The sequence below is a fragment of the Pseudomonas sp. S5D5 genome, assembly GCF_003013355.1.
Taxonomy (GTDB): domain Bacteria; phylum Pseudomonadota; class Gammaproteobacteria; order Pseudomonadales; family Pseudomonadaceae; genus Aquipseudomonas; species Aquipseudomonas aylmerensis.
On the sequence record NZ_PTEO01000001.1, the window covers coordinates 1,224,886 to 1,250,191 of the forward strand.

Genomic DNA, 25,306 nt, shown 5'->3' on the forward strand with positions numbered 1-25,306 from the left:
TTTTGCCGTCGCGGCGTTTTGCCATTAATTTCACCGTCGATCGCGACGGCACAGACATCACCTATTTTTAAGGAGCGCATTCATGGCTGTTGGTCTTGGTCCTTTGCCCACATTGCACCCGGTTGCCGGTTTTGAGCTTGGTATCGCTTCGGCCGGCATCAAGCGCCCAGGGCGCAAGGATGTAGTGGTGATGCGCTGTGCCGAAGGCTCGACTGTCGCGGGTGTATTCACCCTCAACGCTTTTTGCGCGGCACCGGTGATCCTGGCCAAGCAACGCGTTGCCGGCCCGATCCGTTATCTGCTGACCAACACCGGGAATGCCAACGCCGGTACCGGCGAGCCGGGCCTGGTGGCCGCTGCACGTACCTGCGCCAAGCTGGCTCAGTTGACCGGCGTGGATGCCAGCCAGGTGCTGCCGTACTCCACCGGTGTGATCGGCGAGCCGCTGCCGGTGGAAAAAATCGAAGGCGCCCTGCAAGCCGCGCTGGACGACCTGTCTGTGGATAACTGGGCCGCGGCGGCGACCGGCATCATGACCACCGACACCCTGCCAAAAGGCGCCAGTCGCCAGTTCGTGCACGATGGCGTGACCGTCACCGTGACCGGCATCAGCAAGGGTGCAGGGATGATTCGCCCGAACATGGCCACCATGCTCGGCTACATCGCCACCGACGCCAAAGTCTCCCGCGACGTGCTGCAGCGCCTGATGCTGGACGGCGCCAACAAGTCGTTCAACCGCATCACCATCGATGGCGATACCTCGACCAACGACTGCTGCATGCTGATTGCCACCGGCCAGGCCAACCTGCCGGAAATCACCTCTACCGAAGGCCCGCTGTTCGCTGCCCTGAAGCAGGCCGTGTTCGAAGTGTGCATGGACGTGGCCCAGGCCATCGTGCGCGACGGTGAGGGTGCGACCAAGTTCGTGACAGTTGAAGTCAACGGCGGTGGCAACCACCAGGAATGCCTGGATGTCGGCTACACCGTGGCCCACTCGCCGCTGATCAAGACTGCGCTGTTCGCTTCCGACCCGAACTGGGGCCGGATCCTCGCCGCCGTCGGCCGTGCCGGCGTGCCGGACCTGGACGTGAGCAAGATCGACGTGTTCCTCGGCGACGTGTGCATTGCCAGCCGTGGCGCCCGCGCCGAAACCTACACCGAAGCCCAGGGCTCGGCGGTGATGCAGCAGGAAGAAATCACTATCCGTATCGAGTTGGGGCGCGGCGCGTGCAGCGAAACCATCTGGACCACTGACCTGTCCCACGAGTACGTGAAGATCAATGCGGAATACCGCACCTGATAGCAAAGAGGAAAGCGCGGTGAAACGAGTGCATGTAGCAGCAGCGGTGATCCGCGGTGTCGATGGCAGGATCCTGCTCGCGCGCCGTGCCGATACCCAGCATCAGGGCGGCCTCTGGGAGTTTCCCGGGGGCAAGGTGGAGGCCGATGAGTCGGTCGCCACCGCGCTGTCGCGCGAATTGCAGGAAGAGCTGGGTATCCAGGTCACCGCGGCGCGGCCGCTGATCAAGGTGCAGCACGACTACCCGGACAAGCAGGTGTTGCTGGATGTCTGGGATGTCTCGGCGTTTACCGGCGAGCCTCATGGTGCTGAAGGGCAGCCGCTGGAGTGGGTGGCCCCGCGGGATTTGCTCAGCTATGAGTTTCCCGCAGCGAACGCGCCCATCGTGGCTGCTGCGCGCTTGCCGGCCGAGTACCTGATCACCCCGGGCGAGCTGGAAACCCCGACGTTGCTGCGCGGCATCCAGAAAGCCATCGCTGGCGGCATCAAGCTGATTCAATTGCGTGCACCCAACGGCTACGACCCTAAATACCGTGATCTGGCGGTGGATGCGGTGGGCCTGTGTGCGGGCAAGGCGCAACTGATGCTCAAGGGGCCATTTGAATGGCTGGGGGATTTCCCAGCAGCCGGTTGGCACATGACTTCGGCGCAGCTGCGCAAGTACGCCAGTAAGGGGCGGCCACTGCCGAAGGATCGCTGGTTGGCAGCCTCGTGCCACAATGCCGAAGAGTTGGCGCTGGCAGAAATAATGGACGTGGATTTTGTCACGCTGTCGCCCGTGCAGCCGACGCAGACGCATCCTGATGCCCAGCCTTTGGGTTGGGAGCAGGCGGCAGAGTTGATCCGTGGGTTCAGCAAGCCGGTGTTTCTGCTGGGCGGGGTAGGGCCTGCTGAGCGGGAACAGGCTTGGGAAGCCGGGGCTCAGGGTGTGGCTGGAATTCGGGCGTTCTGGCCGCAGGTTTGATCCTGTTCTGACGGGCCTCTTCGCGAGCAAGCCCGCTCCCACATTCGATCGGATTCCAACGCTGGAGTGCATTCAAATGTGGGAGCGGGCTTGCCTGCGACAGGGCCAATCAGGCGCTAAATAATCATCAGTGTGGCTTCGCCGCAGCCTGCCACAGAATCTCGGCTACCCCCTGGCGCTTGGCGATTATCCTGGCTGCCACAAACAGCAAATCCGACAGCCGATTGATATACGCCAACCCCACCCCCTCCAGCGGCTCAATCGCATTCAGATGCTGACACCGCCGTTCCGCGCTGCGCGCCAGGCTACGGCACACGTGGGCCTGAGCGATCAGCGCCGAGCCACCGGGCAAGATAAAGTTTTCCAGCGGTCCGACTTCCTCGTTCCAGCGATCGATCGCTGCTTCCAGCCGATCCACCTCTGCTGCATTCAGCGCCTTGTACACCGGCATGGCCAGTTCACCGCCCAGGTCAAACAGGCGATGTTGGCACGGGCTCAGCACCTCGATCACCTCCTTGAGCGCCGGGTGCTGGCCGCTTTGCTCTTCCAGGCTGGCGAGGAGCAAACCCAACTGGCTGTTGAGCGTATCGACTTCGCCAATCGCCTCCACGCGCGGGTGGTCCTTGGGCACGCGGCGGCCATCGCCGAGGCCGGTCTCGCCCTTGTCGCCAGTGCGGGTGTAGATCTTCGACAGGCGAAAGCCCATGGTCAGTGCTCCAGTTCGGTTAGTTCGTAAGGTGGCAGTTGGCTGCCGGCCAAGGGCAGGCGCAGGGTGAAACAGGTGCCTTGGCCGAGGGTGGAATGCACTTCCATCTGGCCCTTGTGGTTGTTGGTGATGATGAAATATGACACTGACAGCCCAAGCCCGGTGCCCTGGCCGATTTCCTTGGTGGTGAAGAACGGCTCGAAGGTCCGTTTGCGCACGTTTTCGCTCATGCCGATGCCGTTGTCTTCGACCTGGATCTCCGCCCACGGCGGGTTGAGGCGCGTGCGCAGGATGATGCGCCCCAGCTCGCTGTCGTCTTCGCGCAGGTGAATGGCCTGGGCGGCGTTCTTCAGCAGGTTGAGCAGCACTTGTTCCAGCTCGTTGGCCGTGCCGGGTACCGGACCCAGTTGCGGGTCGAACTGGCGGATGATGGCCTGGCCCTTGAAGTCGAAGCCGATGGTCAGGTCGAAGTCGTTGCCGGCAATTTCCACCGCCTGGTCGATCAGCGCCGGTAGATCGCAAGGCGCCATTTGTCGGTTGCTGCGGCGGCTGAAGCTGAGCATGTGGGTGACGATCTTCGCCGCCCGCGCCCCGGCTTGCTGGATGCCGTCGAGCAGTTGCGGCACTTCGCGACTTTGCAGGTAGCGATTGACCCTCTCCAGCTCAATGCCCACCTGTTCGGCATGCTCCAGGTTCTTGGGGAGATCGGATGACAGCCGGCGGCGAATGTTCTGCACGTTGTGCAGGATTGCCCCCAGCGGATTGTTGATTTCGTGGGCCATGCCGGCAGCCAGGCCACCCACGGAAAGCATCTTCTCCGACTGCACCATCATTTCTTCCAGGGACAGGCGCTGGGTGATGTCGTCGATACGGATCACCACGCCGCGCCCGGCACCGCCGGTCAGCGGGTAAAAGGTCAGGGCGTAATGCTTGGGCTCGTCGTCCTTGATCCAGGTGACGCGTTCGATGCGCTCCACCGTGTGTTGTTCGACCGTGGCCTTGATCTGCGGCAGGTACGGCTTGAGCGGTTGGAAGGCCAGGTAGATCGGCTGGTTCAAGGCTTCATCCAGGCGCGTGCCGGAGAGCGCGCTGGCTTCCTGGTTCCACTGCGTGACGTAGAGCTGCTCGTCCAGGGCGATCAGCGCCGACGGCATCGAGTCGATGATGCTGTTCAGATAATTCTGAAAGCCGGTGAGTTTTTTCTCGATCTTGCTGCGAACCTGGACTTCCAGCTCGAGCTTGCGGTTGGTGTGGCGCGTCTCTTCGGCCAGGCCTTGTGCCTGATCGTAGGCGGCCTGGGAGTCGTCGCGGGCGCGCTTGAGCTGTTGCTCGCGGGCTTCGATGCGCGACAGCATGGTGTTGAAGGCTTCGGCGAGGCTGCCGATTTCATCGTGGTTGCCGCGCCCGGCGCGCAGGGCGTAGTTCTCTTCGCGGGTGACCTGGCGTGAGAGTTCTTCCAGTTCATGGATCGGCCGGGTGATCAGGCGTTTGATTTGCCGGGCGATGACCAGCCACAGCAGCACACTGAAAATCAGGATGCCCAGGCTGGCCGTCAGCGTACCGGTATAGAAAGCCACCGGCAGTTCGCTGCTGGCCACCAGCAGCAGATGCCCTGATGGCTGGCCTGCGCGGGGCAGGGTGATGATCTGGTTACTGCGAAATTCAGTCACCCGCCAGGCCTCGATATGCCGGTAGTTGTCCGGCAGGTGCAGGCGGTCGCCGTGTTGCATCTGCGCCAGGCGGTTGCCCTCGCCGTCGTACAGCGCTGCGGCGCGCAACGGCGAATAGCTGGTCAGCTCATTCAGCAGCGCGTCGGCTTTAGCGGGGGATTCGAGAGCCTCGGCGGCGAGGGCCGGGTTGGACACCAGCCGGCCGATGGCCTGCAGGGCCTGGGGCGCCATGCTTTCCTGCGAGATCCAATAGGCGGCGCTGATAAAGGTCAGGTTGGCCACCAGCAATACGGTGGTCAGCAACACCAGCAAGGCGGCGAGCAGTTTCTGCCCGACCGGTAGGTTTTCTAGACGCTGGCGCAGCGGCATCAGGGTTTTCCCAGATAATAGACAGGCGGGCAGGGTAGCGCGTGCCTCAGTTGCGGGGCAATCCGCGTGCAAGCAACTGGTCGACCAGGCGTACCTGCAGTTGTTGCACATGGGGCAGATTCAACTGGTGACGTGTTGCCGCCTGGCAAGCATAGCCCAACAAAAAGCTGATTTCGGTACGGCGCCCGTTGGCCACGTCCTGGTACATGGAGGAGTAGTTCGCGGCGGTGGCCTGGATCACGCGCTCGACTTCGTGCTGCAGGTCGAGCGCGGCAGCCGGTTGGCCGCAGCATTCGAGCAGTTCGCCGAGTTCGGCGCACAAGGTTGCGACTTCACATTGATGGCTCTGCAGTTCGCCGTTGCGGCACTGGTACAGCACGGTCAGCGGGTTGATCGCGCAATTGAGCGCCAGTTTGCGCCACAGGCGCGTAAGAATGTCGGTGCTCCATTCGTGGGGGATGCCGGCAGCGTGCAGGTCATCCAGCCACAGCGGCGGGGTTGGCTGGCTCACGTCGCCCAGCCAGGTGTAGCCATGGCCTGCGAACACCGCGCGCCAGTCGCCATCGCGGAACGCACCCTCGGTGCTGGAGGCAAAGATGCAGCGCGCCTGGGGCAGTTGCGCGGCCACCGCGTCCTGGCTGCCGAGGCCGTTCTGCAGCAGGATCAGCTCCGCGTCGGGTGCCAGTCGGTGCTGCAGCTGTGCGACGGCGCTCTGGGCGTCGTAGGCCTTGCACGCCACCAGCAGACGATGAATCGGCTCCGGACTGTGGGGCGTTTCTGCGCTGACCGGGTAGGTATGTGCTACGCCGTGTTCCACCAGGGTCAGCCCTTTGCTCGACTGATAGCTCGCCAGGCGTGCTTCATCACGCAGGATCAACCGCACGGGCACGCCGGCGCGCGCCAGTCGGGTGGCCCAGAGTGTGCCCAGGCTGCCGGCGCCGAGAATATGCCAGGTGGTCGACATCAGTTTTTGCTCCGTAGGATCGCTCACAGTGAACGGGACGAAAGAACCGCTATAATGCCCCGGCATTTTAGCTCGGGCGCGCTCCATCTCTACTGAGCCCGCCCCTTATATTGGAGATATGACATGCCTTCGTTCGACGTGGTATCCGAACTGGACAAACACGAAGTCACCAACGCCGTCGAGAACGCCGTCAAGGAACTGGACCGTCGCTATGACTTGAAAGGCAAGGGCAGCTTCGAATTCAAGGAAAAGGAACTGACCGTCAACCTGACCGCTGAAGCCGATTTCCAGCTGGAAGCGATGATCGAGATCCTCAAGCTGGCCCTGGTCAAGCGCAAGATCGACGTGCAGTGCCTTGAAGTCAAGGACGCCTACGCCTCCGGCAAGCTGATGAAGCAGGAAGCCGTGCTCAAGGAAGGCATCGACAAGGAGCTGGCGAAGAAGATCGTTGCGCATATCAAGGATGCCAAGCTCAAAGTCCAGGCCGCCATCCAGGGCGAGCAGGTACGCGTTACCGGCAAGAAGCGTGATGACTTGCAAGAGGCAATTGCTGCCCTGCGTGCGAAAACCTTCGATATGCCGCTGCAGTTCAATAACTTCCGCGACTGATGGCCCCTTGGGGAACCTGCGGGGGTTTTTGACGTCCCACGCCCCAGAACCTGCGCCTACTCTTGAGCCCTCCGGGGCTCAATTGCATTTTGGGCACTTACTACGCCGAACATCCGGTAACCAGGAGAATGTAGATGGATTTGAATGCTGAACTGGATCACTTGATCAAGACCTCGCAGTCTTGGATCCCGATGATTATGGAATACGGCAGCCGCGTGTTGCTGGCCGTGATCACCCTGGCCATCGGCTGGTGGCTGATCAACCGCCTGACCCACCGAGTGGGGCGCTTGCTGGCCATCCGTAACGCCGACCTGGCCTTGCAGCACTTCATCACCAGCCTGGCGAACATTGCGCTGAAGGTGATGCTGATTGTCAGCGTGGCTTCGATGATCGGCGTGGCGACCACCTCGTTCGTCGCCGCGATTGGTGCCGCTACCCTGGCTATCGGCCTGGCATTGCAAGGCAGCCTGGCGAACTTTGCCGGCGGCGTGCTGATCCTGTTGTTCCGCCCGTTCCGCATTGGTGACTGGATCGAAGCCCAAGGGACCTCGGGTACCGTCGACAGCATCCAGATCTTCCACACGGTGCTGCGGACCGGCGACAACAAGACGGTGATCGTCCCGAACGGCATCCTGTCCAACGGCATCATCACCAACACCAACCGTCAGCCAACCCGCAAGGTGGTGTTCGACGTGGGTGTGGACTATGACGCGGACCTGCAGAAAGCCCGTGAAGTGTTGCTGGAGCTGGCAAAAGATCCACGCGTACTGGCGGATCCGGCGGCGGCGGCCGTGGTGTCGACCCTGGGTGACAGCTCGATCACCGTGTCCCTGCGTTGCTGGACCAAGACCGCAGATTATTGGGACGTGGTGTTTATGCTTAATGAAATGGCACGCGACCGTTTGAAGGCGGCGAATATTGATATTCCGTTTCCACAGCGGGTTATTCGCGTGATGCAGGAAACGGCGTCTAAGTAAGCACAAACAACAGCGTCGAACTTGGCGGATAGGTCAGGTTCGATGCAGAAACTGCAATCTCGTTAGTTAGCTTGCTAGTTATTTTCCCGGTGAAACAAAACTGCAATAAAAAAGCCGCTCCCCTGCAAACAGGGGAGCGGCTTTTTAGTTAAGGCCGAGGCCTTAAGTCATCACTGTAATCAAACTGCCAATTACAAGATGTTCAACGGGTATTGCGCGATCAGACGCAGTTCGTCGATGGACGCCGAACCGTAGTACACGCCGTCAGACGAACGGTAAGTTGCTTGACGTACGCGCAGGCTCAGGTCTTTGGCTGGGCCGCTCTGGATCACGTATTTGGCTTCGATGTCGCGTTCCCACTCTTTACCGTTCGAGGTGCTGGCGGTGTTAGCGCCGCTACCGGTTACGTAACGAGTCATGAAGCTCAGGCCAGGAACGCCAAAGGTTGCCATGTTGATGTCGTAACGTGCCTGGTAGGACTTCTCGTCTTCGGCGTTAAAGTCGGAACGAGCGATGGAGTTGGCCAGGAAAACCGAGCCGCCGCCGTCGATGCCGTAGCCATAGTCGCCGTCGCCGGTAACTTTCTGGGCTGCCAGGGTGAAGGTGTGAGCGCCGATGGTGTAGGCACCCTGCAGGCTGAACGCACGGTTATCAAGCTTGGTAGTACCGTCTTTTTCTGCGCGTTGCAGGCCGGCACCTTCGCTCTTGGTGTCGTAGATGTTGAAGTCGAAAGCCAACGACTGGTCATCGCTGAGCGCGTGAGTCCAGTTGACGTTGGCGTAGTATTTGCGCCAGTAGTCTTCGACTTTCGAGTAGTACAGGCTGGTGGTGAACTCTGGGGTCCAGGAGTAGACGCCACCGACGAAGTTAGCTTCTTTCAGGCCTGTATGGCTTGGGTCGTTGCTGTCGCTGATACTGTCTTTGTAGGTTTGAGACTGTGCGACGATCGACGTGAAGTGACCGGCTTCGAGTTTCAGGCCCTTGATCTCGTTGCTCGTGATCGACACGCCCTGTGGCAGCTCAGGAAGCAAGCGGCTGTCGTCAGAGGCGAATACAGGAGCAGTGGTGTACTGGTCGCCAATTTTCAAGACGGTATCGGAGATACGGAACTTGATGGCTGCGCCGCCCTTGGAGTAGTCGTCTTGCGAGCGACCGTCAGAACCGGCAGGGAACAGGCCGGTACCGGCGCGACCCTTGCCGCTGTCGAGCTTGACGCCCAGCAGGCCAATGGCGTCGACACCCACACCGATGGTGCCTTGGGTAAAGCCCGACTGGTACAGGCCGTTGAAGCCCAGGCCGGTTTCTTCGCTACGGCTCTGGCCAGTGTCATTGTTGCGCTTGTCACGGCTGAAATACAGCGCGCGAGTATTAATGCTGAAAGTGCTGTCTTCAACAAAGCCCTTGGCGTCGTCCTGGGAAGAGGCCATTGCGAACTGCGAGGTGCCTGCTGAAACAGCCAGGGCGATCATGCTCCACTTCATCACGCGCATCGTGATTTGCTCCTTTGGTTTAGGAAGAGTACTGCCGTCCCACCTGTATTTTTATCTGGGCGGCTCTTTCTTTTTTGTGTCGGCGCAAAGTTATATCACGCAGACTCTATTGACGATACTTGCCCATCTATCCTTTCAGCTTCTTTACGAGGCTGTCGTAAATTGCTATCTCCGTGTCGCAAATTCACAGTCCACCTGTAACCGGACTGACAACTTCAATACTGTTTTCAAACCCGTTTCAAAGTTTGAAGTCTTCCTTGATGCGTATTGAAACGCTTGTGTTTTTATCGCGAAACACCTGCTTCCAAACGGGTGCCGTTGCCGACGATGTGGGTGTGAATGCAACAAGCGTGCACAAAGCGGTAACCGAATGTCATTTTTTCGTGAAAAACGTTACGGCCGTGTAAAAACCGCATAAGCACGGGCTTTTTACGTCGTTTTGTTTGGCCTTGACGCTTTGGTGTCACACCTGTGAGAAGGCACAAAAACACACGGTCCGGGCAAAACGTTACCGGTTCACCCCCATGAGTGGGTAATCGGCGGATCCCTTTGATGCACAAGTGGGTCATTTTGGTGCATCCCGCTCAGGCCCGGATTAGCGTAGCTCAAATATCTGGCTGCCTCGAAAGGGTGCGTCTTTTTCTCCACTTGCATCGCGGCTCGCCGCATTCGCCGTGAAGCCTTGAGCATTCGAAGGTATGCTGGGCGTCTGAAATCGACCTGCAAAAACGGAGTGCCCGCGTGTTCGCCTTAGATCAACGCCTGCAACAAGACACACTGGCCATTGGGGACTTCCCGCTCTGCCGCCTGCTGCTGTCCAATGATTCCAACTACCCGTGGTTCATCCTGGTGCCACGCATCAACGGTATCAGCGAAGTGTTTCAACTGGATGTCGCCGACCAGCAGCGTCTATGGCAAGAAACCACGGCGTTGGCGCAGTTGCTCAATGAGGGCTTGAACGCCGACAAGATGAACATCGGCGCCCTCGGCAATGTGGTCAGCCAGTTGCACGTGCATGTGATCGTGCGCAAACGCGATGATGCCGCCTGGCCTGCGCCGGTATGGGGCAAGCATCCGGCGCAGCCTTATACTGCAGAGCAGGTCGCTGCTATCCGCACCCGCCTGCGCGAGCTGTTGCCCGCCGACTTCATCTTTACCCAGGGCTGAATCATGGACCTGCAAGACCGCGTCACCGACCTGGAAAGCCGCCTGGCCTTCCAGGACGACACCATCGAGACCCTCAATGACATCCTCGTCACCCAGCAGCGGGCCGTCGAACGCCTGCAGTTGCAGATGACCGCGCTGCTCAAGCGCCAGGAAGAAATGGGCGGGCAGTTCGAAACCTCGGAAGAAGAAGCGCCGCCGCCTCACTACTAAATAGCCGGCAATAAAAAACCGCGATCCAGTCAACGCTGGATCGCGGTTTTTTTTGCTGCGAAGGCTGGGATCAGCGACGCGGCAGGGCAGCGATCACGTCTTCGGCTTGCAGGCCTTTATCGCGATTCATCACGGAGAACTCCACGCGCTGGCCTTCCACCAGGACGCGATGGCCTTCACCGCGAATAGCCCGGAAGTGGACGAAGATATCGTCGCCCGAATCGCGGGAAATAAAGCCGAAGCCTTTGGACGTGTTGAACCACTTGACGGTACCGGTATCCCGATTGGTCATGTCATAAGTTTGCGACGCGGCCGCCGGGGACGAACGGTAGAAGCTGATGGCCAGGTGAAGAACGATGGCGACCACAGCAATCACCAGGCTGAGCAGGATGGCCGGGTGGCCGCCCACTTCAGGCATAGGTGCCAGGAGGGTGAGGGTTTGTACGACAACGGTCAGAACCAGCAGCGCGCTGACCAGGTTTTGCAGTTGATGACGAGTGCCTTTGTTCCAGTAAGGGATCACCGGTGCCAGCGTCAGGTTAAGAAGGCCGAACAAGGCCAGGTACAGAGCGTCGTGTTGTTCCAGGTAGGGAGGGCTTCCCTGTTGCAAGCTCGGTATAAAGGACAGCAGCAAAGCTGCAACGCCCGTTAGCAGGTGGACGATTTTCAACATTTTGATTAACTCACGTTAAGACGGATCACAAGGAAGAGCTGACTGGCACGGTTCGCTTCTGAACAATGGGAGGCGTTGGGCACGTGCGCGGGTATCAGCCTATGCCGGCTGCCGCGGAAATTAACGGCAGCGACACGCCGCCTATTTAACAGCAAAGGCTGTGCCTACTCAAATCAAGCATTTCCGGGTGTTGCAAGGGGCACGGCATTTCTGCGTCAAACGCTTGTCCTAGACAGGTGCAGGGTTTTCAAGCGGCGTGCGGGGAAGTTTTCCCGATGCGTGCGAAGGCTTGCGCAGCACCGGCTGGCAGGTTACGCAGGGGCGATTTGCCGCACCTCACCTGGGCGTGTCGGGCTGCGCACCACCGGTACTCTTGCTAGAGTGGAGCTGCACCTGATCAATGAATGCTTGTCAATTGAAGGGGATAAACATGGCAATCGATATCGGTATCAGTGAAGAAGATCGTAAATCCATCGTCGACGGGCTTTCGCGACTGCTTTCCGATACCTATGTACTGTACCTGAAGACCCACAACTTCCATTGGAACGTCACGGGGCCGATGTTCCGTACGCTGCACTTGATGTTCGAAGAGCAGTACAACGAGCTGGCGCTGGCGGTGGACTCCATTGCCGAGCGTATCCGTGCCCTGGGCTTCCCGGCGCCGGGCGCCTATTCGATCTACGCGCGCCTGTCTTCGATCAAGGAAGAAGAAGGTGTGCCCAGTGCCGAAGAGATGATCAAGCAACTGGTGGCGGGTCAGGAAGCGGTCACGCGCACCGCGCGCGGTATCTTCCCGTTGCTGGACAAAGTCAGCGATGAACCGACTGCCGATCTGTTGACCCAGCGTATGCAGGTTCACGAAAAAACCGCGTGGATGCTGCGTTCCCTGCTCGAAAACCAATAAACGCCGGCCTTGAGTGGCGCCGTCCTGGCGCCGCTCGCTTGTTTCCGTGCATTTCCTGGCGTTGTCCTACGTCGATCAACTCCGCGTCTTCTGGCTGCCTGTCTCTGCCTGCTGTTTTATAGGGCCACTGCCCAATGGGAGAACCCGTGGGCTGCTGTTTGGCAATGGAGTGTCAGGTGTATGTCACGTGGAGTGGGTAACGGAGTAATGGAAACCGGTGGTTTTCACAGGATAACGGTCGACCCCTTTGCGAAGGGGTTTGATATGGGGCTGGCCAAGCCATTGTCGCGGTCGGTGCGCCTGAATGGGTTTTCCACTTGCCTGCGACTTGAGCAGGTGTATTGGAATATCCTGGCGGAAATAGCCAGGATCAACGCCTGCTCGGTCAGTGCGTTGCTGTCTTATGTCGATCGGGAAGTGCACTTGCGCCATGGCGGGGTGAAGAACTTCAGCGGGTTGGTCAGGGTGGTGTGTGTCGTTCACGCCTTGAAAGGCCGGGTGAGTACGCCGAACCCTGAGTAATCGGCCGGCGCCGGGGCTGGCCTGCCGTCGAGGTGGGCAGGGCCCTGGTCAGAAAGCCGGCTGCGCTGCCTCGATTTACCAGATATAATCCCGCGCTTTGCTGCGCATGCCGGGGCTTCATCCCTGGGGCAGGCGTGGCGCAGTAACGTTCTGATCGCCGAGACATCTCCATGCCCATGTACGACTATCAATGTGCTTCCTGTGGTCATCAGTTGGAAGCCATTCAGAAGATCAGCGCCGCGCCGCTGGTCGATTGCCCGGCCTGCAAGGCGCCAGAGCTCAAGAAGATGTTGTCCATGCCGGGCTTCCGCCTGAGCGGCAGCGGCTGGTACGAGACTGATTTCAAGACCGGCTCGAAGAAGAATCTGGCCGGCGGCGACAAAGCAGACTGAGTTGAACTCCATGCGCAGGCTCCTGCATTATCCGTCCCCTGCTTAAATGTACGGTGACGAGGCAGGCCTCCACCGAATTTCGAATTACGAGAAGTGAAACCACTACCATGATGCGCAGCCACTATTGCGGCCAACTGAACGAGACCCTGGATGGTCAGGAAATCACCCTTTGCGGATGGGTTCACCGTCGCCGCGACCACGGCGGGGTGATCTTCCTCGATATCCGTGATCGTGATGGTCTGGCCCAGGTGGTGTTCGACCCGGACCGCGCCGAGAGCTTCGCCGCCGCCGACCGCGTGCGCAGCGAGTACGTCGTCAAGATCACTGGCAAGGTTCGCCTGCGTCCGGCCGGTGCCGTGAACGCGAACATGGCCTCCGGCGCAATCGAAGTGCTGGGCTACGAGCTGGAAGTGCTGAACGAGTCGGAAACCCCGCCGTTCCCACTCAACGAATACTCCGACGTCGGCGAAGAAACCCGCCTGCGCTACCGCTTCCTGGACCTGCGTCGTCCGGAAATGGCCGAGAAGCTGCGCCTGCGTTCGCGTATGACCACCAGCATCCGCCGCTTCCTTGACGAAAACGGCTTCCTTGACGTCGAAACGCCAATCCTGACCCGGGCTACCCCGGAAGGTGCGCGTGACTACCTGGTGCCGAGCCGTACCCACGCGGGTTCGTTCTTCGCCCTGCCGCAATCGCCACAGCTGTTCAAGCAACTGCTGATGGTCGCCGGCTTCGACCGCTACTACCAGATCGCCAAGTGCTTCCGTGACGAAGACCTGCGCGCCGACCGCCAGCCGGAATTCACCCAGATCGACATCGAGACCAGCTTCCTCGATGAAAAAGAGATCATGGGCCTGACCGAGCAAATGATCCGCAACCTGTTCAAGGAAGTGCTGGACCTGGAGTTCGGCGAGTTCCCGCACATGACCTTCGAAGAAGCCATGCGCCGCTACGGTTGCGACAAGCCCGACCTGCGTATCCCGCTGGAACTGGTGGACGTGGCCGACCAGCTCAAGGAAGTCGACTTCAAGGTGTTCAGCGGCCCGGCCAACGACCCTAAATGCCGTATCGCCGCCCTGCGCGTGCCTGGCGGCGCGAGCATGCCGCGCAAGCAGATCGACGACTACACCAAGTTCGTCGGCATCTACGGCGCCAAGGGCCTGGCTTACATCAAGGTCAACGAGCGCGCCAATGGCGTTGACGGCCTGCAATCGCCGATCGTGAAAAACATTCCGCTGGACAACCTGAACGCGATCCTCGATCGCGTCGGCGCGGTCGACGGTGACATCGTGTTCTTCGGTGCCGACAAAGCCAAGATCGTCAGCGAAGCCCTGGGCGCGCTGCGGATCAAGCTGGGCCACGACCTGGACCTGCTGACCTGCAAGTGGGCACCGATGTGGGTTGTCGACTTCCCGATGTTCGAAGAGAACGACGACGGCAGCTTCAGCGCCTTGCACCACCCGTTCACTGCACCGAAGTGCTCGCCTGAAGAGTTGGAAGCCAACCCGGCAGGCGCGTTGTCGCGCGCTTACGACATGGTGTTGAACGGCACCGAGCTGGGTGGCGGTTCGATCCGCATCCACCGCAAAGAGATGCAGCAAGCGGTGTTCCGCCTGTTGGGTATCAACGAAGCGGAACAGGAAGAGAAATTCGGCTTCCTGCTCGACGCCCTGAAATACGGCGCGCCGCCGCACGGTGGCCTGGCCTTCGGCCTGGACCGCCTGGTGATGCTGATGACCGGCGCCCAGTCGATCCGTGAAGTGATTGCCTTCCCGAAAACCCAGAGTGCTGCGGACGTCATGACCCAGGCTCCAGGTGTGGTGGATGCCAAGGCTCTGCGCGAATTGCACATCCGTCTGCGCGAGACGCCGAAGGCTGAGTAAGGCCGCTGCGTGAAAGCGCACTGAGGTTTACGCAGTCTAAAAAGGCGCATCTTCGGATGCGCCTTTGCGTTACAAGGGTTGTATCCCACCTGGGGTGGGGTTGATAAGGTTTCTACAGAATTTCGGAGTTGTGTTATGGCTGGCCATTCCAAGTGGGCGAACATCAAGCACCGCAAAGAGCGTCAGGATGCCAAGAAAGGCAAGATCTTCACCAAGTGGATCCGCGAGCTGACCGTCGCTGCCCGCCAGGGCGGCGGTGACCCAGGTTCCAACCCGCGCCTGCGCCTGGCGCTGGACAAGGCGCTGGGCGCCAACATGAGCCGCGACATCATTGATCGTGCGGTGGCCCGTGGCGCCGGTGCAGCCGATACCGACGACATGGTCGAGCTGACTTACGAAGGCTACGGCCCGGGCGGCGTGGCCGTCATGGTCGAGTGCATGACCGACAACCGCAACCGGACTGCTGCTGCCGTGCGCCATGCGTTCAGCAAGTGCGGCGGCAACCTGGGCACTGATGGCTCGGTGGCCTACCTGTTCGAGCGCAAGGGGCAGATCTCCTTCGCGCCGGGTGTGGACGAAGATGCGTTGATCGAGGCTGCCATGGAGGCGGATGCCGACGACGTGGTGAGCAACGAAGACGGCTCCATCGACGTGTTCACCTCCTTTGCTGGCTTCTATGCCGTGCGTAACGCGCTGGAAGCTGCTGGCTTCAAGGGCACCGACGCGGAAATCGTGATGTTGCCGACCACCAGCGCCGAGCTGGACCTGGACGGCGCGCAGAAAGTGTTGAAGCTGCTGGATATGCTCGAAGACCTGGATGACGTGCAGAACGTGTACTCCAACGCCGACATCCCTGAATCTGTAGCCGAACAGCTCTCTTAAGATCCAAGACAATCCAGTGTAGGCGCTGGTTGCCTGCGAAAGCATCACCGCGGTGCCACTGACACACCGAGGCGCGCGCATCGCAGGCAAGCCAGCGCCCACAGGGTTCTATGCTGTTACACACGATGTGTGCCTGGCACATACCGCTGTAAATCCAACCCGCAGGCGTTATGACTTTAATCCTAGGTATCGACCCCGGCTCGCGCATCACCGGTTTTGGCGTGGTGCAGCAGACGCCACGTGGCTGCATCTACGTTGCATCGGGGTGCATTCGTACCGGTGCGGGCGAGCTGGCCGAGCGCTTGCAGATCGTCTATCGCGGCGTGCGTGAAGTGATCCAGACCTATGGGCCGGTGACCATGGGCATCGAAAAGGTCTTCATGGCCAAGAATGCCGACTCGGCCCTCAAGCTCGGCCAGGCCCGGGGCGCCGCCATCGTGGCCGGTGCGGAGGAGGGCATGGAAATCGCCGAATACACCGCGACCCAGGTCAAGCAGGCCGTGGTGGGTACCGGTGCGGCCAATAAAGAGCAGGTGCAGATGATGGTCATGCACATGCTCAAGCTCACCGCCAAGCCGCAGATCGACGCGTCGGACGCCCTGGCTATTGCGATTTGCCACGCGCATACCCGTTCCAGCCTGCTGCCCCACGGCCTCGGTACGGCACGCAGTCGTGGCGGGCGCCTGCGTCTCTGATAGCATCAGCGCAATCGTTATTTCCGGTCAGGCCATGCTCTGACCCCAAGCTTTAAGGATCTGAACCGTGATTGGACGCTTGCGCGGCACCCTGGCTGAAAAACAGCCGCCGCACCTGATTCTGGATGTAAACGGGCTGGGGTATGAGCTGGAAGTGCCCATGACCACCCTGTATCGCCTACCGTCGGTCGGTGAGCCGCTGACGCTGCACACCCATCTGGTGGTACGCGAAGACGCGCAACTACTCTATGGTTTCATCGGCAAGCGCGACCGCGATTTCTTCCGCGAACTGATTCGCCTCAATGGCGTGGGACCGAAACTGGCCCTGGCATTGATGTCGAGCCTGGAAGTGGATGAGCTGGTGCGTGCCGTTTCAGCCCAGGACACCTCGGCGCTGACCAAGGTCCCGGGGGTCGGCAAGAAGACGGCCGAGCGCCTGCTGGTGGAGCTCAAGGACCGCTTTAAAGCCTGGGAAGTGGTGCCGAGCATGTTTGCGCTGGTGCCGAACCAACCGGATATGCCGGCGGGCCAGGTCGCCAGCGCCGAAAGTGATGCGGTCAGCGCACTGATTTCCCTGGGCTACAAGCCGCAGGAAGCCAGCAAGGCCGTATCGGCCATCAAGGACAAGAACCTGAGCAGTGAAGACATGATCCGCCGCGCCCTGAAGGGAATGATTTAAGTGATTGAAGCTGATCGTCTGATCGCGGCCACTGGCCCTCGCGATCGTGAAGAAATCCAGGACCGCGCCATCCGCCCCCTGAGCCTGGCCGACTATATCGGCCAGCCCACCGTGCGCGAGCAGATGGAGCTGTTCATCCAGGCAGCGCGCGGGCGCAGCGAGTCCCTGGACCACACCTTGATCTTCGGCCCGCCGGGGCTCGGCAAGACCACCCTGGCCAACATCATTGCCCAGGAAATGGGCGTGTCGATCAAGTCCACCTCCGGCCCGGTGCTGGAGCGCCCAGGCGACCTGGCGGCATTGCTGACCAATCTTGAGCCCCACGATGTGCTGTTCATCGACGAGATTCACCGGCTGTCGCCGATCGTCGAGGAAGTGCTGTACCCCGCGATGGAGGACTTCCAGCTCGACATCATGATCGGCGAAGGCCCGGCAGCTCGCTCGATCAAGCTCGACCTGCCGCCGTTCACACTGGTCGGCGCGACCACCCGTGCCGGGATGCTGACCAACCCGCTGCGAGACCGTTTCGGCATTGTTCAACGTCTGGAGTTCTATAGCACCGCAGACCTGGCGACCATTGTCAGCCGTTCGGCGAGCATTCTCGGCCTGCCCCTGGACCCGGAAGGCGCGTTTGAAATCGCCCGCAGGGCCCGCGGCACGCCACGGATCGCCAACCGCCTGCTGCGCCGCGTGCGTGACTTTGCCGAAGTGCGGGCCAAGGGGCATATCACCAAGGCCGTGGCCGACCTGGCCTTGAACCTGCTGGATGTCGACGAGCATGGCTTCGATCACCAGGACCGGCGTCTACTCTTGACCATGATCGAGAAGTTCGACGGTGGCCCGGTGGGGGTCGACAGCCTGGCGGCGGCCATCAGTGAAGAGCGCCACACCATCGAGGATGTGCTGGAGCCGTACCTGATCCAGCAGGGCTACATCATGCGTACGCCAAGGGGCCGGGTGGTGACGCGGCATGCGTATCTGCACTTCGGGTTAAACATTCCGTCACGATTGGGTGAGATGCCTGTGGTAGACGAATTCCTCGATGCAGTGGACGATTAAAAGCTTCACGCAAGTCGATTTATTCGATGTTTGTGCTGTCCTAGTGGCTGGCGTCGTCATTCAGTCACTGGAAATGTTTCGGTGGATGAAAAAACAGTTGCCCAGCCGGATTGGCAACCTGAGGAGTAAGCACTAGAGTATGCGCGCGCAAAACGGGGATCAGTCGTTCGCACATCGCTGTCGCGTTTATTACGAGGACACCGATGCTGGCGGCATCGTGTATTACGTCAATTACCTCAAGTTCATGGAGCGGGCTCGAACCGAGCGGCTACGGGAGCTGGGCTTTGCCCAATCCGAGCTGGCAGGGGAGGACCTGTTGTTCGTCGTGCATTCCAGCGAGGCGCGGTATCACGCGCCGGCGCGGTTGGACGATGAACTGCTGGTCAGCGCTGAAGTAATCGAATTGAACCGTGCCAGCCTGCGTTTCAAGCAACAGGTCAGGCGGGCAACGGATGCAACGCTGCTCTGTGAGGGGCAGTTCCTGGTGGCGTGTGTGCGCACCAACAGTTTGAAACCTCGGGCCATTCCCGAAACTCTACGTGCGGCCTTTGCCGCCGTGAGCGGCGCGGGTAAACAATCAAAGCAGGAGATTTAGCGTGGAACCTACCGTCGTCGACCATTCCTCCATGTGGAGCCTGGTCAGCAATGCCAGTGTTGTGGTTCAACTGGTCATGCTGACCCTGGTAGCCGCATCGGTTACCTCTTGGGTCATGATTTTTCAGCGCAGCAACCTGCTGCGCGCCGGTCGACGTGCCCTGGAGAGCTTCGAAGAGCGCTTCTGGTCGGGTATCGACCTGTCCAAGCTGTACCGCCAGGCCGGCAGCAACCCGGACCCGGATTCGGGCGTGGAGCAGATTTTCCGTGCCGGTTTCAAGGAGTTCTCGCGCCTGCGCCAGCAGCCGGGTGTTGATCCGGAAGCCGTGATGGAAGGCGTGGCCCGTGCCATGCGCGTGGCCATCTCCCGTGAAGAAGAGAAGCTGGAGCAGAGCCTGCCGTTCCTCGCCACCGTCGGTTCGGTCAGCCCGTACATCGGCCTGTTCGGTACCGTGTGGGGGATCATGAACTCCTTCCGTGGCCTGGCCCAGGCCCAGCAAGCGACCCTGGCCACCGTGGCCCCAGGTATTGCCGAAGCCCTGATCGCCACCGCGATCGGCCTGTTCGCCGCTATCCCCGCAGTAATCGCCTACAACCGCTTTGCTGCCACCAGCGAAACGTTGATCGGCCGTTACTACACCTTCGCCGATGAATTCCAGGCGATCCTGCACCGTAAAGTGCACACCAGCGAAGAATAAGCAGGTAATTCCCAATGGCTTTAATCGCTCGAGCTCGCAAAAAGCGCAAGCCGGTCGCCGAGATGAACGTAGTGCCCTACATCGACGTGATGCTGGTGCTGCTGGTCATCTTCATGGTGACCGCGCCGATGCTCAACCAGGGCGTGAAGGTTGATCTGCCCAAGGTTTCCAGTGAAGCCTTGCCGCAAGACAACAACACACAGGTCCTGACCATTTCGATCAAGGCTGACAAGACCTATTACTGGAACCTTGGCAGCGAAGTCGACACTCAGAAACAGCAAGACAAGGCCTTGACCCTGCCGGCGATGACCGATGCGGTGACCAAGATCATTCGCTCCGGCAACGAAGGCGGCAAGCACACCCAGGTGTTCATCCGGGGTGACAAGTCGGTCGACTACGGCTCTGTCATGGGCGCCATGGGCGGGCTGCAGAAGGCCGGCGTCGGCAACGTTGGCTTGATTACCGAGGCGCCCTGATGCAGCAACAGCGAGAGCCGTCCGCCTCGGAAAGCTTCTTCTGGCCTAGCGTCTGGGCAATTGCCCTGCACGTCCTGGTGTTTGGCATGCTGTTCGTCAGCTTTGCCATGACCCCGGATCTGCCGCCAGCCAAGCCGATCGTGCAGGCGACCCTGTATCAGCTGAAATCGAAAAGCCAGGCCACCACCCAGACCAATCAGAAGATTGCGGGTGAGGCCCAGAAGTCGGCTGCGCGCCAGACTGAAGTCGAACAGATGGAACAGAAGAAGGTCGAGCAGGAAGCGGTGAAGGCTGCTGCGGAACAAAAGAAAGAAGAGGCGGCTCAAAAGGCCGAGGAATCGAAAAAGGCTGACGAAGCGAAGAAGGCCGACGAGGCGAAAAAGGCTGATGAAGCCAAGAAAGCCGAGAAAGCTGCCGACGCGAAAAAGGCCGAAGAGAAACAATTGGCTGATATAGCCAAGAAGAAAGCCGAAGACGAAGCGAAGAAAGCTGCCGAAGAAGAGGCCAAGAAAAAGGCCGCTGAAGACGCCAAGAAAAAGATAGTCGAAGACGCGAAGAAGAAAGCCGCCGAAGACGCCAAGAAAAAAGCTGAAGCAGACGAGGCGAAGAAGAAAATCGCCGACGACGCGAAGAAGAAAGCTGCCGCCGATGCCACCAAGAAAAAGGCCCAGGAAGCAGCGCGTAAATCCGCCGAAGAGAAAAAGGCCCAGGCCTTGGCAGATTTGCTCTCCGACACGCCGCAGCGTCAGCAAGCCTTGGCCGATGAGCGTGGCGATGAAGTCGCGGGCAGTTTCGACGACCTGATTCGGGCACGCGCAGCAGAAGGCTGGACCCGTCCACCTTCGGCACGCAAAGGCATGACAGTAGTGCTGCAGATCGGCATGTTGCCGGACGGTACGGTGACTTCGGTCAGCGTGGCCAAGTCCAGTGGTGACGGTTCGTTCGACAGTTCGGCGGTTGCCGCGGTCAAGAACATTGGCCGGTTGACCGAGATGCAGGGAATGAAACCAAGCGACTTCGCTCCCTATCGTTCATTCAAGATGACATTCACACCTGAGGATCTAGCCTTGTGAGAAACCTTCTTCGAGGAATGCTTGTCGTTATTTGCTGTATGGCAGGGATAGCGGCGGCGGATGAAAAGAACATCCTGGTCACCAGCGGTAGCGATCGGGCCACCCCGATCGCAGTCGTACCGTTCGGTTGGCAGGGCGGCAGCGTGCTGCCGGACGACATGGCCCAGATCGTCAGCGATGACCTGCGCAATTCCGGTTACTACGCGCCGATTCCGAAAGGCAACATGATCAGCCAGCCTACCCAGGCCAGCGAAGTCATCTTCCGTGACTGGAAAGCCGTCGGCGCCCAGTACCTGATGGTCGGCAACATCGTTCCGGCGGGTGGTCGCCTGCAGATCCAGTACACGTTGTTCAACGTGGCCACTGAGCAGCAGGTCTTGACCGGCAGCGTTTCGGGGACTGCCGAACAGCTGCGCGACATGGCCCACTACATCTCGGACCAGTCGTTTGAAAAACTCACCGGCATCAAGGGGGCGTTCTCGACGCGCCTGTTGTATGTCACGGCTGAGCGTTTCTCCGTAGACAACACTCGTTACACTTTGCAGCGCTCGGACTACGACGGTGCACGCGCCGTGACCCTGCTGCAATCGCGTGAGCCTATCCTGTCGCCGCGCTTCGCGCCGGATGGCAAGCGTATCGCCTACGTGTCTTTCGAACAGAAGCGTCCGCGTATCTTCGTCCAGCACATTGATACTGGCCGTCGTGAGCAGATCACCAACTTCGAAGGCCTCAACGGTGCACCGGCCTGGTCGCCGGATGGTTCGCGCCTGGCGTTCGTGCTGTCCAAGGACGGCAACCCGGATATCTACGTGATGAACATGGCTTCGCGCCAGATCACTCGCGCAACCAGCGGCCCGGGTATCAATACCGAACCGTTCTGGGGCAAGGATGGTTCAACCATCTACTTCACCTCTGACCGCGGCGGCAAGCCACAGGTCTATAAGGCGAACGTGAATGGTGGTGGTGCAGAGCGGGTTACTTTTATTGGTAACTACAATGCCAATCCGAAGCTTTCGGCTGATGAAAAGACGTTGGTGATGATTCACCGTCAGGATGGTTTCACTAATTTCCGGGTTGCGGCCCAGGATTTGCAGCGTGGAACGGTAAAAATCCTCACGGATACCAACCTTGATGAGTCAGCTACTGTTGCGCCCAACGGCACCATGGTAATCTACGCCACCCGCCAGCAGGGCCGGGGAGTCTTGATGCTCGTGTCCATTAATGGACGCGTAAGGCTCCCGCTTCCTACCGCTCAAGGCGAAGTCAGAGAACCGTCCTGGTCCCCTTACCTGAACTGACGCGGCGCTACAAAAAGAAGTACTTAACACACTGGGGTTCATTAGGAGTTTCACGATGGAAATGCTGAAGTTTGGTAAGTTTGCTGCTCTGGCTCTGGCTCTGTCCGTAGCCGTTGGTTGCTCGTCTAAAGGCGGCGACAATGCCGGTGAAGGCGCAGCTGTTGATCCAAACGCTGGTTACGGCGCTAACACTGGTGCAGTTGACGGCTCCCTGAGCGAAGAAGCTGCTCTGCGCGCTATCACCACTTTCTACTTCGAATACGACAGTTCGGACCTGAAGCCAGAAGCCATGCGCGCTCTGGACGTTCACGCGAAGGACCTGAAAGCTAACGGCGCTCGCGTTGTTCTGGAAGGTAACACCGACGAACGTGGTACTCGTGAGTACAACATGGCACTGGGCGAGCGTCGTGCGAAAGCCGTTCAGCGCTACCTGGTACTGCAAGGTGTTGCTCCAGGCCAACTGGAACTGGTTTCCTACGGTAAAGAGCGTCCAGTTGCTACTGGCCACGACGAGCAGTCCTGGGCTCAAAACCGTCGCGTCGAACTGCGTAAGTAATTCGTCATGCGAACGTGCCGTCGTGCTCTAACTGTATTGGCTCTCAGCCTCGCCCCGCTTGCGGTGTGGGCTGCGGTTCCTGTGGAAGATAGCAACTCTGGCTATAACAATAGCGGGAGCAGCTATCCGCCAGCAGGTTATGGCACGAACGGCGCCTATGCGGGGGGAGCGGCTACGTCCGCTCCCTCGGCACAGGGCGAACTGTTCAACCAGCTGCAACGCATGCAGGATCAATTGTCGCAGCAGCAAGGCACGATTGAAGTACTGCAAAATCAAGTGAACCAGCTGAAGCAAGAAGGCCTGGAGCGTTACCAGGATCTTGACCGACGTATAGGAGCCGGCGTTACACCTGCCGCTACTCCTGATAATTCTTCTACCGGTGGCGCGCCAAGCGCTGCTGCCGGTGGTGCAGCAGCAGGGGCTGCGGCTGCCGCCCCTGCCGCCCCTGCCGCCAGCAGCGAACCGGGTGATCCGGCCAAGGAAAAGCTGTATTACGATGCCGCTTTCGACCTGATCAAAGCCAAGGATTTCGATAAGGCCAGCCAGGCCTTTAGCGCATTCCTGCGCAAGTATCCGAACAGCCAGTACGCGGGCAATGCCCAATACTGGTTGGGTGAGGTCAACCTGGCCAAAGGTGATCTGCAGGGCGCCGGCCAGGCATTTGCCAAGGTCAGCCAACTGTACCCCAAGCACGCCAAGGTGCCTGATTCGCTGTATAAACTCGCCGACGTAGAACGCCGCCTGGGTCATACCGACAAGGTCAAAGGCATTCTGCAGCAGGTTGTCGCCCAGTATCCGGGGACTTCCGCTGCCCAGTTGGCGCAACGGGATCTGCAACGCTTGTAAGCGATGCTGTCCGTTTAGAAGAAACCCGCGCCTGTCGCGGGTTTTTTCGTTAGAATCCACGCCCTTTTATGAAACACGCTTTTTGGGGGCTGCGCGTTGGCGGGGTCCCTTGAAGTGCCTGACGGAGGCGGACAGCCTGTTTAGCTGTTACGCCCGTGGCGACTATGCAAGACACATTACGTATCACCGAAGTTTTTTACTCGTTGCAGGGTGAAACGCGCACCGCTGGCCTGCCCACAGTCTTTGTGCGGCTGACCGGTTGCCCGTTGCGTTGCCAATACTGTGACAGCGCCTACGCCTTCAGTGGCGGTACGGTGCGCACCCTCGAAGACATCCTTGAGCAGGTTGCCGGTTACCGGCCGCGCTACGTCTGCGTGACGGGCGGCGAGCCGCTGGCGCAACCCAATGCCATCCCGTTGCTCAAACAGCTGTGTGATGCCGGTTACGAGGTGTCCCTGGAAACCAGTGGCGCCTTGGATATCTCTGCGGTGGACCCGCGCGTGAGCCGCGTGGTCGACCTGAAGACCCCAGGCTCCAAGGAAGCGCACCGCAACCGCTATGAGAACATCGATCTGCTGACGGCCAACGACCAGGTCAAGTTCGTCATCTGCTCCCGTGAAGATTACGACTGGGCGAACTCCAAGCTGATCCAGTATGGCCTGGACCGTCGCGCGGGCGAGGTGCTGTTCTCCCCCAGCCACCATGACTTGAATGCGCGTGACCTCGCCGATTGGGTGGTTGCGGACAATCTACCGGTGCGCCTGCAATTGCAGTTGCATAAATACCTTTGGAACGACGAGCCAGGACGCTGATATGACTGAACACACCATGGATCAAAAACGCGCGGTAATCCTGCTTTCCGGCGGCCTCGACTCCGCCACGGTGGTGGCAATGGCGCAGGCTGAAGGTTACACCTGCTACACCATGAGCTTTGACTACGGCCAGCGCCATCGCGCCGAGTTGAACGCCGCTGCGCGTGTCGCGCGGGACATGGGGGTTGCCGAGCACAAGGTGATCGGCCTGAACCTCAATGGCATCGGCGGCTCGGCCTTGACCGACAGCAGCATTGATGTGCCAGAAGCACCGAGCGAAGGCATTCCGGTGACTTATGTGCCAGCACGCAACACCGTGTTCCTGTCCCTGGCCCTGGGTTGGGCTGAAGTGCTGAACGCCCGCGACATCTTTATCGGCGTCAACGCCGTGGATTATTCCGGCTACCCGGACTGTCGCCCAGAGTTCGTCGAGTCGTTCGAGCGCATGGCCAACCTGGCGACCAAAGCCGGGGTAGAAGGGCAGGGATTCCGTATCCTCGCGCCGCTGCAAAACCTCAGCAAGGCCGATATTGTGAAGGCTGGTGTAGGACTTGGCGTAGATTATTCGCTGACTGTTTCCTGCTATCAGGCAGACGATGACGGCCGTGCTTGTGGGAAATGTGACAGCTGCCGACTGCGCGCAGAAGGCTTCCAAGCGGCCGGAATTGCGGACCCAACGCGTTATTTCTGATTTATTTCAAATAAGGTGTTGAATAATCCTTAGAAATCAGTATTATACGCGCCACCACACAGCGGGTCGTTAGCTCAGTTGGTAGAGCAGTTGGCTTTTAACCAATTGGTCGTAGGTTCGAATCCCACACGACCCACCATTTTTGGC

At 59.7% G+C, this 25,306-nt stretch carries 28 protein-coding genes and 1 tRNA gene; 24 read left to right on the plus strand and 5 right to left on the minus strand.

All coding sequences use genetic code 11. The features are described 5' to 3' along the window. The first annotated feature begins 82 nt into the window (after window positions 1–82). Window positions 83–1,300 carry a bifunctional glutamate N-acetyltransferase/amino-acid acetyltransferase ArgJ gene (argJ, locus tag C9990_RS05800; protein ID WP_106802738.1) on the plus strand — a complete coding sequence of 406 codons (1,218 nt, stop codon included), beginning with the start codon at window positions 83–85 and terminating at the stop codon, window positions 1,298–1,300. 19 nt (window positions 1,301–1,319) lie between these two features. Then, a complete protein-coding gene (locus tag C9990_RS05805) occupies window positions 1,320–2,264 on the plus strand; it encodes a Nudix family hydrolase (protein ID WP_106802739.1) in 945 nt (314 codons plus the stop codon). A 127-nt stretch (window positions 2,265–2,391) separates the two neighbouring features. On the opposite strand, the gene C9990_RS05810 is transcribed toward C9990_RS05805, so the two are convergent. Genes C9990_RS05810 through C9990_RS05820 form a run of 3 tightly spaced genes read right to left on the minus strand, consistent with a single transcriptional unit; the run spans window position 2,392 to window position 5,973 of the window. Beyond that, the gene (locus C9990_RS05810) at window positions 2,392–2,970 is read right to left on the minus strand and encodes a cob(I)yrinic acid a,c-diamide adenosyltransferase (RefSeq protein WP_106802740.1); all 579 of its coding nucleotides are present in this window, start codon (window positions 2,968–2,970) and stop codon (window positions 2,392–2,394) included. 2 nt (window positions 2,971–2,972) lie between these two features. Further along, window positions 2,973–5,009, minus strand: a complete 2,037-nt coding sequence (locus C9990_RS05815; protein ID WP_106802741.1) for an ATP-binding protein — start codon at window positions 5,007–5,009, stop codon at window positions 2,973–2,975. 46 nt (window positions 5,010–5,055) lie between these two features. Continuing rightward, window positions 5,056–5,973 (minus strand): putative 2-dehydropantoate 2-reductase, encoded by a 918-nt coding sequence (locus tag C9990_RS05820; RefSeq protein WP_106802742.1) that lies wholly within the window; start codon window positions 5,971–5,973, stop codon window positions 5,056–5,058. A gap of 123 nt (window positions 5,974–6,096) precedes the next feature. On the opposite strand from C9990_RS05820, the gene C9990_RS05825 reads away from it, so the two are divergent. Together C9990_RS05825 and C9990_RS05830 are read left to right on the plus strand one after the other, a co-directional pair. Then, window positions 6,097–6,582, plus strand: a complete 486-nt coding sequence (locus tag C9990_RS05825) for a YajQ family cyclic di-GMP-binding protein (protein ID WP_003193880.1) — start codon at window positions 6,097–6,099, stop codon at window positions 6,580–6,582. A gap of 134 nt (window positions 6,583–6,716) precedes the next feature. After that, a complete protein-coding gene (locus tag C9990_RS05830) occupies window positions 6,717–7,559 on the plus strand; it encodes a mechanosensitive ion channel family protein (protein WP_106802743.1) in 843 nt (280 codons plus the stop codon). Between the two features lie 191 nt (window positions 7,560–7,750). Here the strand turns inward: C9990_RS05830 and C9990_RS05835 are convergent, their stop codons facing one another. Further along, a complete protein-coding gene (locus tag C9990_RS05835) occupies window positions 7,751–9,049 on the minus strand; it encodes an OprD family porin (protein ID WP_106802744.1) in 1,299 nt (432 codons plus the stop codon). 741 nt (window positions 9,050–9,790) lie between these two features. Between C9990_RS05835 and C9990_RS05840 the strand changes: the two genes are divergently transcribed. Together C9990_RS05840 and C9990_RS05845 are read left to right on the plus strand one after the other, a co-directional pair. Next, window positions 9,791–10,216, plus strand: coding sequence for an HIT domain-containing protein (locus C9990_RS05840; RefSeq protein ID WP_065908824.1), 426 nt, complete (start codon window positions 9,791–9,793; stop codon window positions 10,214–10,216). 3 nt (window positions 10,217–10,219) lie between these two features. Beyond that, on the plus strand, window positions 10,220–10,426 hold the full coding sequence (locus C9990_RS05845) for a SlyX family protein (RefSeq protein ID WP_015885618.1): 207 nt from the start codon (window positions 10,220–10,222) through the stop codon (window positions 10,424–10,426). Window positions 10,427–10,496: 70 nt separating this feature from the next. Here C9990_RS05845 and C9990_RS32915 read toward each other — a convergent pair whose 3' ends face one another. Continuing rightward, window positions 10,497–11,099 carry a cold-shock protein gene (locus C9990_RS32915; RefSeq protein WP_065908829.1) on the minus strand — a complete coding sequence of 201 codons (603 nt, stop codon included), beginning with the start codon at window positions 11,097–11,099 and terminating at the stop codon, window positions 10,497–10,499. Between the two features lie 430 nt (window positions 11,100–11,529). Here C9990_RS32915 and C9990_RS05855 point away from each other — a divergent pair, with 430 nt between their 5' ends. The 18 genes from C9990_RS05855 to C9990_RS05940 all read left to right on the plus strand — a co-directional run bounded on the left by C9990_RS05855 (window position 11,530) and on the right by C9990_RS05940 (window position 25,298). Then, entirely contained in the window at window positions 11,530–12,003 is a 474-nt protein-coding gene (locus C9990_RS05855; protein WP_003193874.1) for a Dps family protein, read from the plus strand. Between the two features lie 180 nt (window positions 12,004–12,183). Beyond that, on the plus strand, window positions 12,184–12,525 hold the full coding sequence (locus C9990_RS05860; RefSeq protein WP_106802745.1) for a ribbon-helix-helix domain-containing protein: 342 nt from the start codon (window positions 12,184–12,186) through the stop codon (window positions 12,523–12,525). A gap of 170 nt (window positions 12,526–12,695) precedes the next feature. Further along, the gene (locus C9990_RS05865) at window positions 12,696–12,917 is read left to right on the plus strand and encodes an FmdB family zinc ribbon protein (RefSeq protein ID WP_048727052.1); all 222 of its coding nucleotides are present in this window, start codon (window positions 12,696–12,698) and stop codon (window positions 12,915–12,917) included. A gap of 107 nt (window positions 12,918–13,024) precedes the next feature. Beyond that, window positions 13,025–14,800 carry an aspartate--tRNA ligase gene (aspS, locus tag C9990_RS05870; RefSeq protein WP_106802746.1) on the plus strand — a complete coding sequence of 592 codons (1,776 nt, stop codon included), beginning with the start codon at window positions 13,025–13,027 and terminating at the stop codon, window positions 14,798–14,800. A gap of 135 nt (window positions 14,801–14,935) precedes the next feature. Then, window positions 14,936–15,682 (plus strand): YebC/PmpR family DNA-binding transcriptional regulator, encoded by a 747-nt coding sequence (locus C9990_RS05875; RefSeq protein ID WP_065908837.1) that lies wholly within the window; start codon window positions 14,936–14,938, stop codon window positions 15,680–15,682. Window positions 15,683–15,852: 170 nt separating this feature from the next. After that, window positions 15,853–16,377: a crossover junction endodeoxyribonuclease RuvC gene (gene ruvC / locus C9990_RS05880; protein ID WP_065908840.1), complete on the plus strand. Its 525-nt coding sequence runs from the start codon at window positions 15,853–15,855 to the stop codon at window positions 16,375–16,377. A gap of 67 nt (window positions 16,378–16,444) precedes the next feature. After that, window positions 16,445–17,056 carry a Holliday junction branch migration protein RuvA gene (gene ruvA / locus C9990_RS05885; protein ID WP_025854761.1) on the plus strand — a complete coding sequence of 204 codons (612 nt, stop codon included), beginning with the start codon at window positions 16,445–16,447 and terminating at the stop codon, window positions 17,054–17,056. Then, window positions 17,057–18,115, plus strand: a complete 1,059-nt coding sequence (gene ruvB, locus C9990_RS05890; RefSeq protein WP_065908846.1) for a Holliday junction branch migration DNA helicase RuvB — start codon at window positions 17,057–17,059, stop codon at window positions 18,113–18,115. Window positions 18,116–18,254: 139 nt separating this feature from the next. Beyond that, entirely contained in the window at window positions 18,255–18,710 is a 456-nt protein-coding gene (gene ybgC, locus C9990_RS05895; protein ID WP_065908849.1) for a tol-pal system-associated acyl-CoA thioesterase, read from the plus strand. A 1-nt stretch (window position 18,711) separates the two neighbouring features. After that, complete coding sequence (tolQ, locus tag C9990_RS05900) at window positions 18,712–19,407, plus strand: protein TolQ (protein ID WP_015885609.1); 696 nt, start codon at window positions 18,712–18,714, stop codon at window positions 19,405–19,407. Window positions 19,408–19,430: 23 nt separating this feature from the next. Beyond that, window positions 19,431–19,883 (plus strand): protein TolR, encoded by a 453-nt coding sequence (gene tolR, locus C9990_RS05905; RefSeq protein WP_161793227.1) that lies wholly within the window; start codon window positions 19,431–19,433, stop codon window positions 19,881–19,883. After that, window positions 19,883–20,956, plus strand: coding sequence for a cell envelope integrity protein TolA (gene tolA, locus C9990_RS05910; RefSeq protein WP_065908851.1), 1,074 nt, complete (start codon window positions 19,883–19,885; stop codon window positions 20,954–20,956). The genes tolR and tolA overlap by 1 nt, the downstream gene beginning before the upstream one ends. 17 nt (window positions 20,957–20,973) lie before the next feature. Continuing rightward, window positions 20,974–22,254, plus strand: coding sequence for a Tol-Pal system beta propeller repeat protein TolB (gene tolB / locus C9990_RS05915; protein ID WP_065908853.1), 1,281 nt, complete (start codon window positions 20,974–20,976; stop codon window positions 22,252–22,254). 55 nt (window positions 22,255–22,309) lie between these two features. Then, window positions 22,310–22,810 carry a peptidoglycan-associated lipoprotein Pal gene (pal, locus tag C9990_RS05920; RefSeq protein ID WP_003209827.1) on the plus strand — a complete coding sequence of 167 codons (501 nt, stop codon included), beginning with the start codon at window positions 22,310–22,312 and terminating at the stop codon, window positions 22,808–22,810. Window positions 22,811–22,816: 6 nt separating this feature from the next. After that, window positions 22,817–23,656, plus strand: coding sequence for a tol-pal system protein YbgF (gene ybgF, locus C9990_RS05925; RefSeq protein WP_106802747.1), 840 nt, complete (start codon window positions 22,817–22,819; stop codon window positions 23,654–23,656). Window positions 23,657–23,820: 164 nt separating this feature from the next. Next, a complete protein-coding gene (gene queE, locus C9990_RS05930) occupies window positions 23,821–24,468 on the plus strand; it encodes a 7-carboxy-7-deazaguanine synthase QueE (RefSeq protein ID WP_106802748.1) in 648 nt (215 codons plus the stop codon). Window positions 24,469–24,484: 16 nt separating this feature from the next. Next, entirely contained in the window at window positions 24,485–25,159 is a 675-nt protein-coding gene (gene queC, locus C9990_RS05935) for a 7-cyano-7-deazaguanine synthase QueC (protein WP_162946163.1), read from the plus strand. A 63-nt stretch (window positions 25,160–25,222) separates the two neighbouring features. Continuing rightward, a tRNA-Lys gene (locus tag C9990_RS05940) sits at window positions 25,223–25,298 on the plus strand. Window positions 25,299–25,306: the final 8 nt, after the last annotated feature.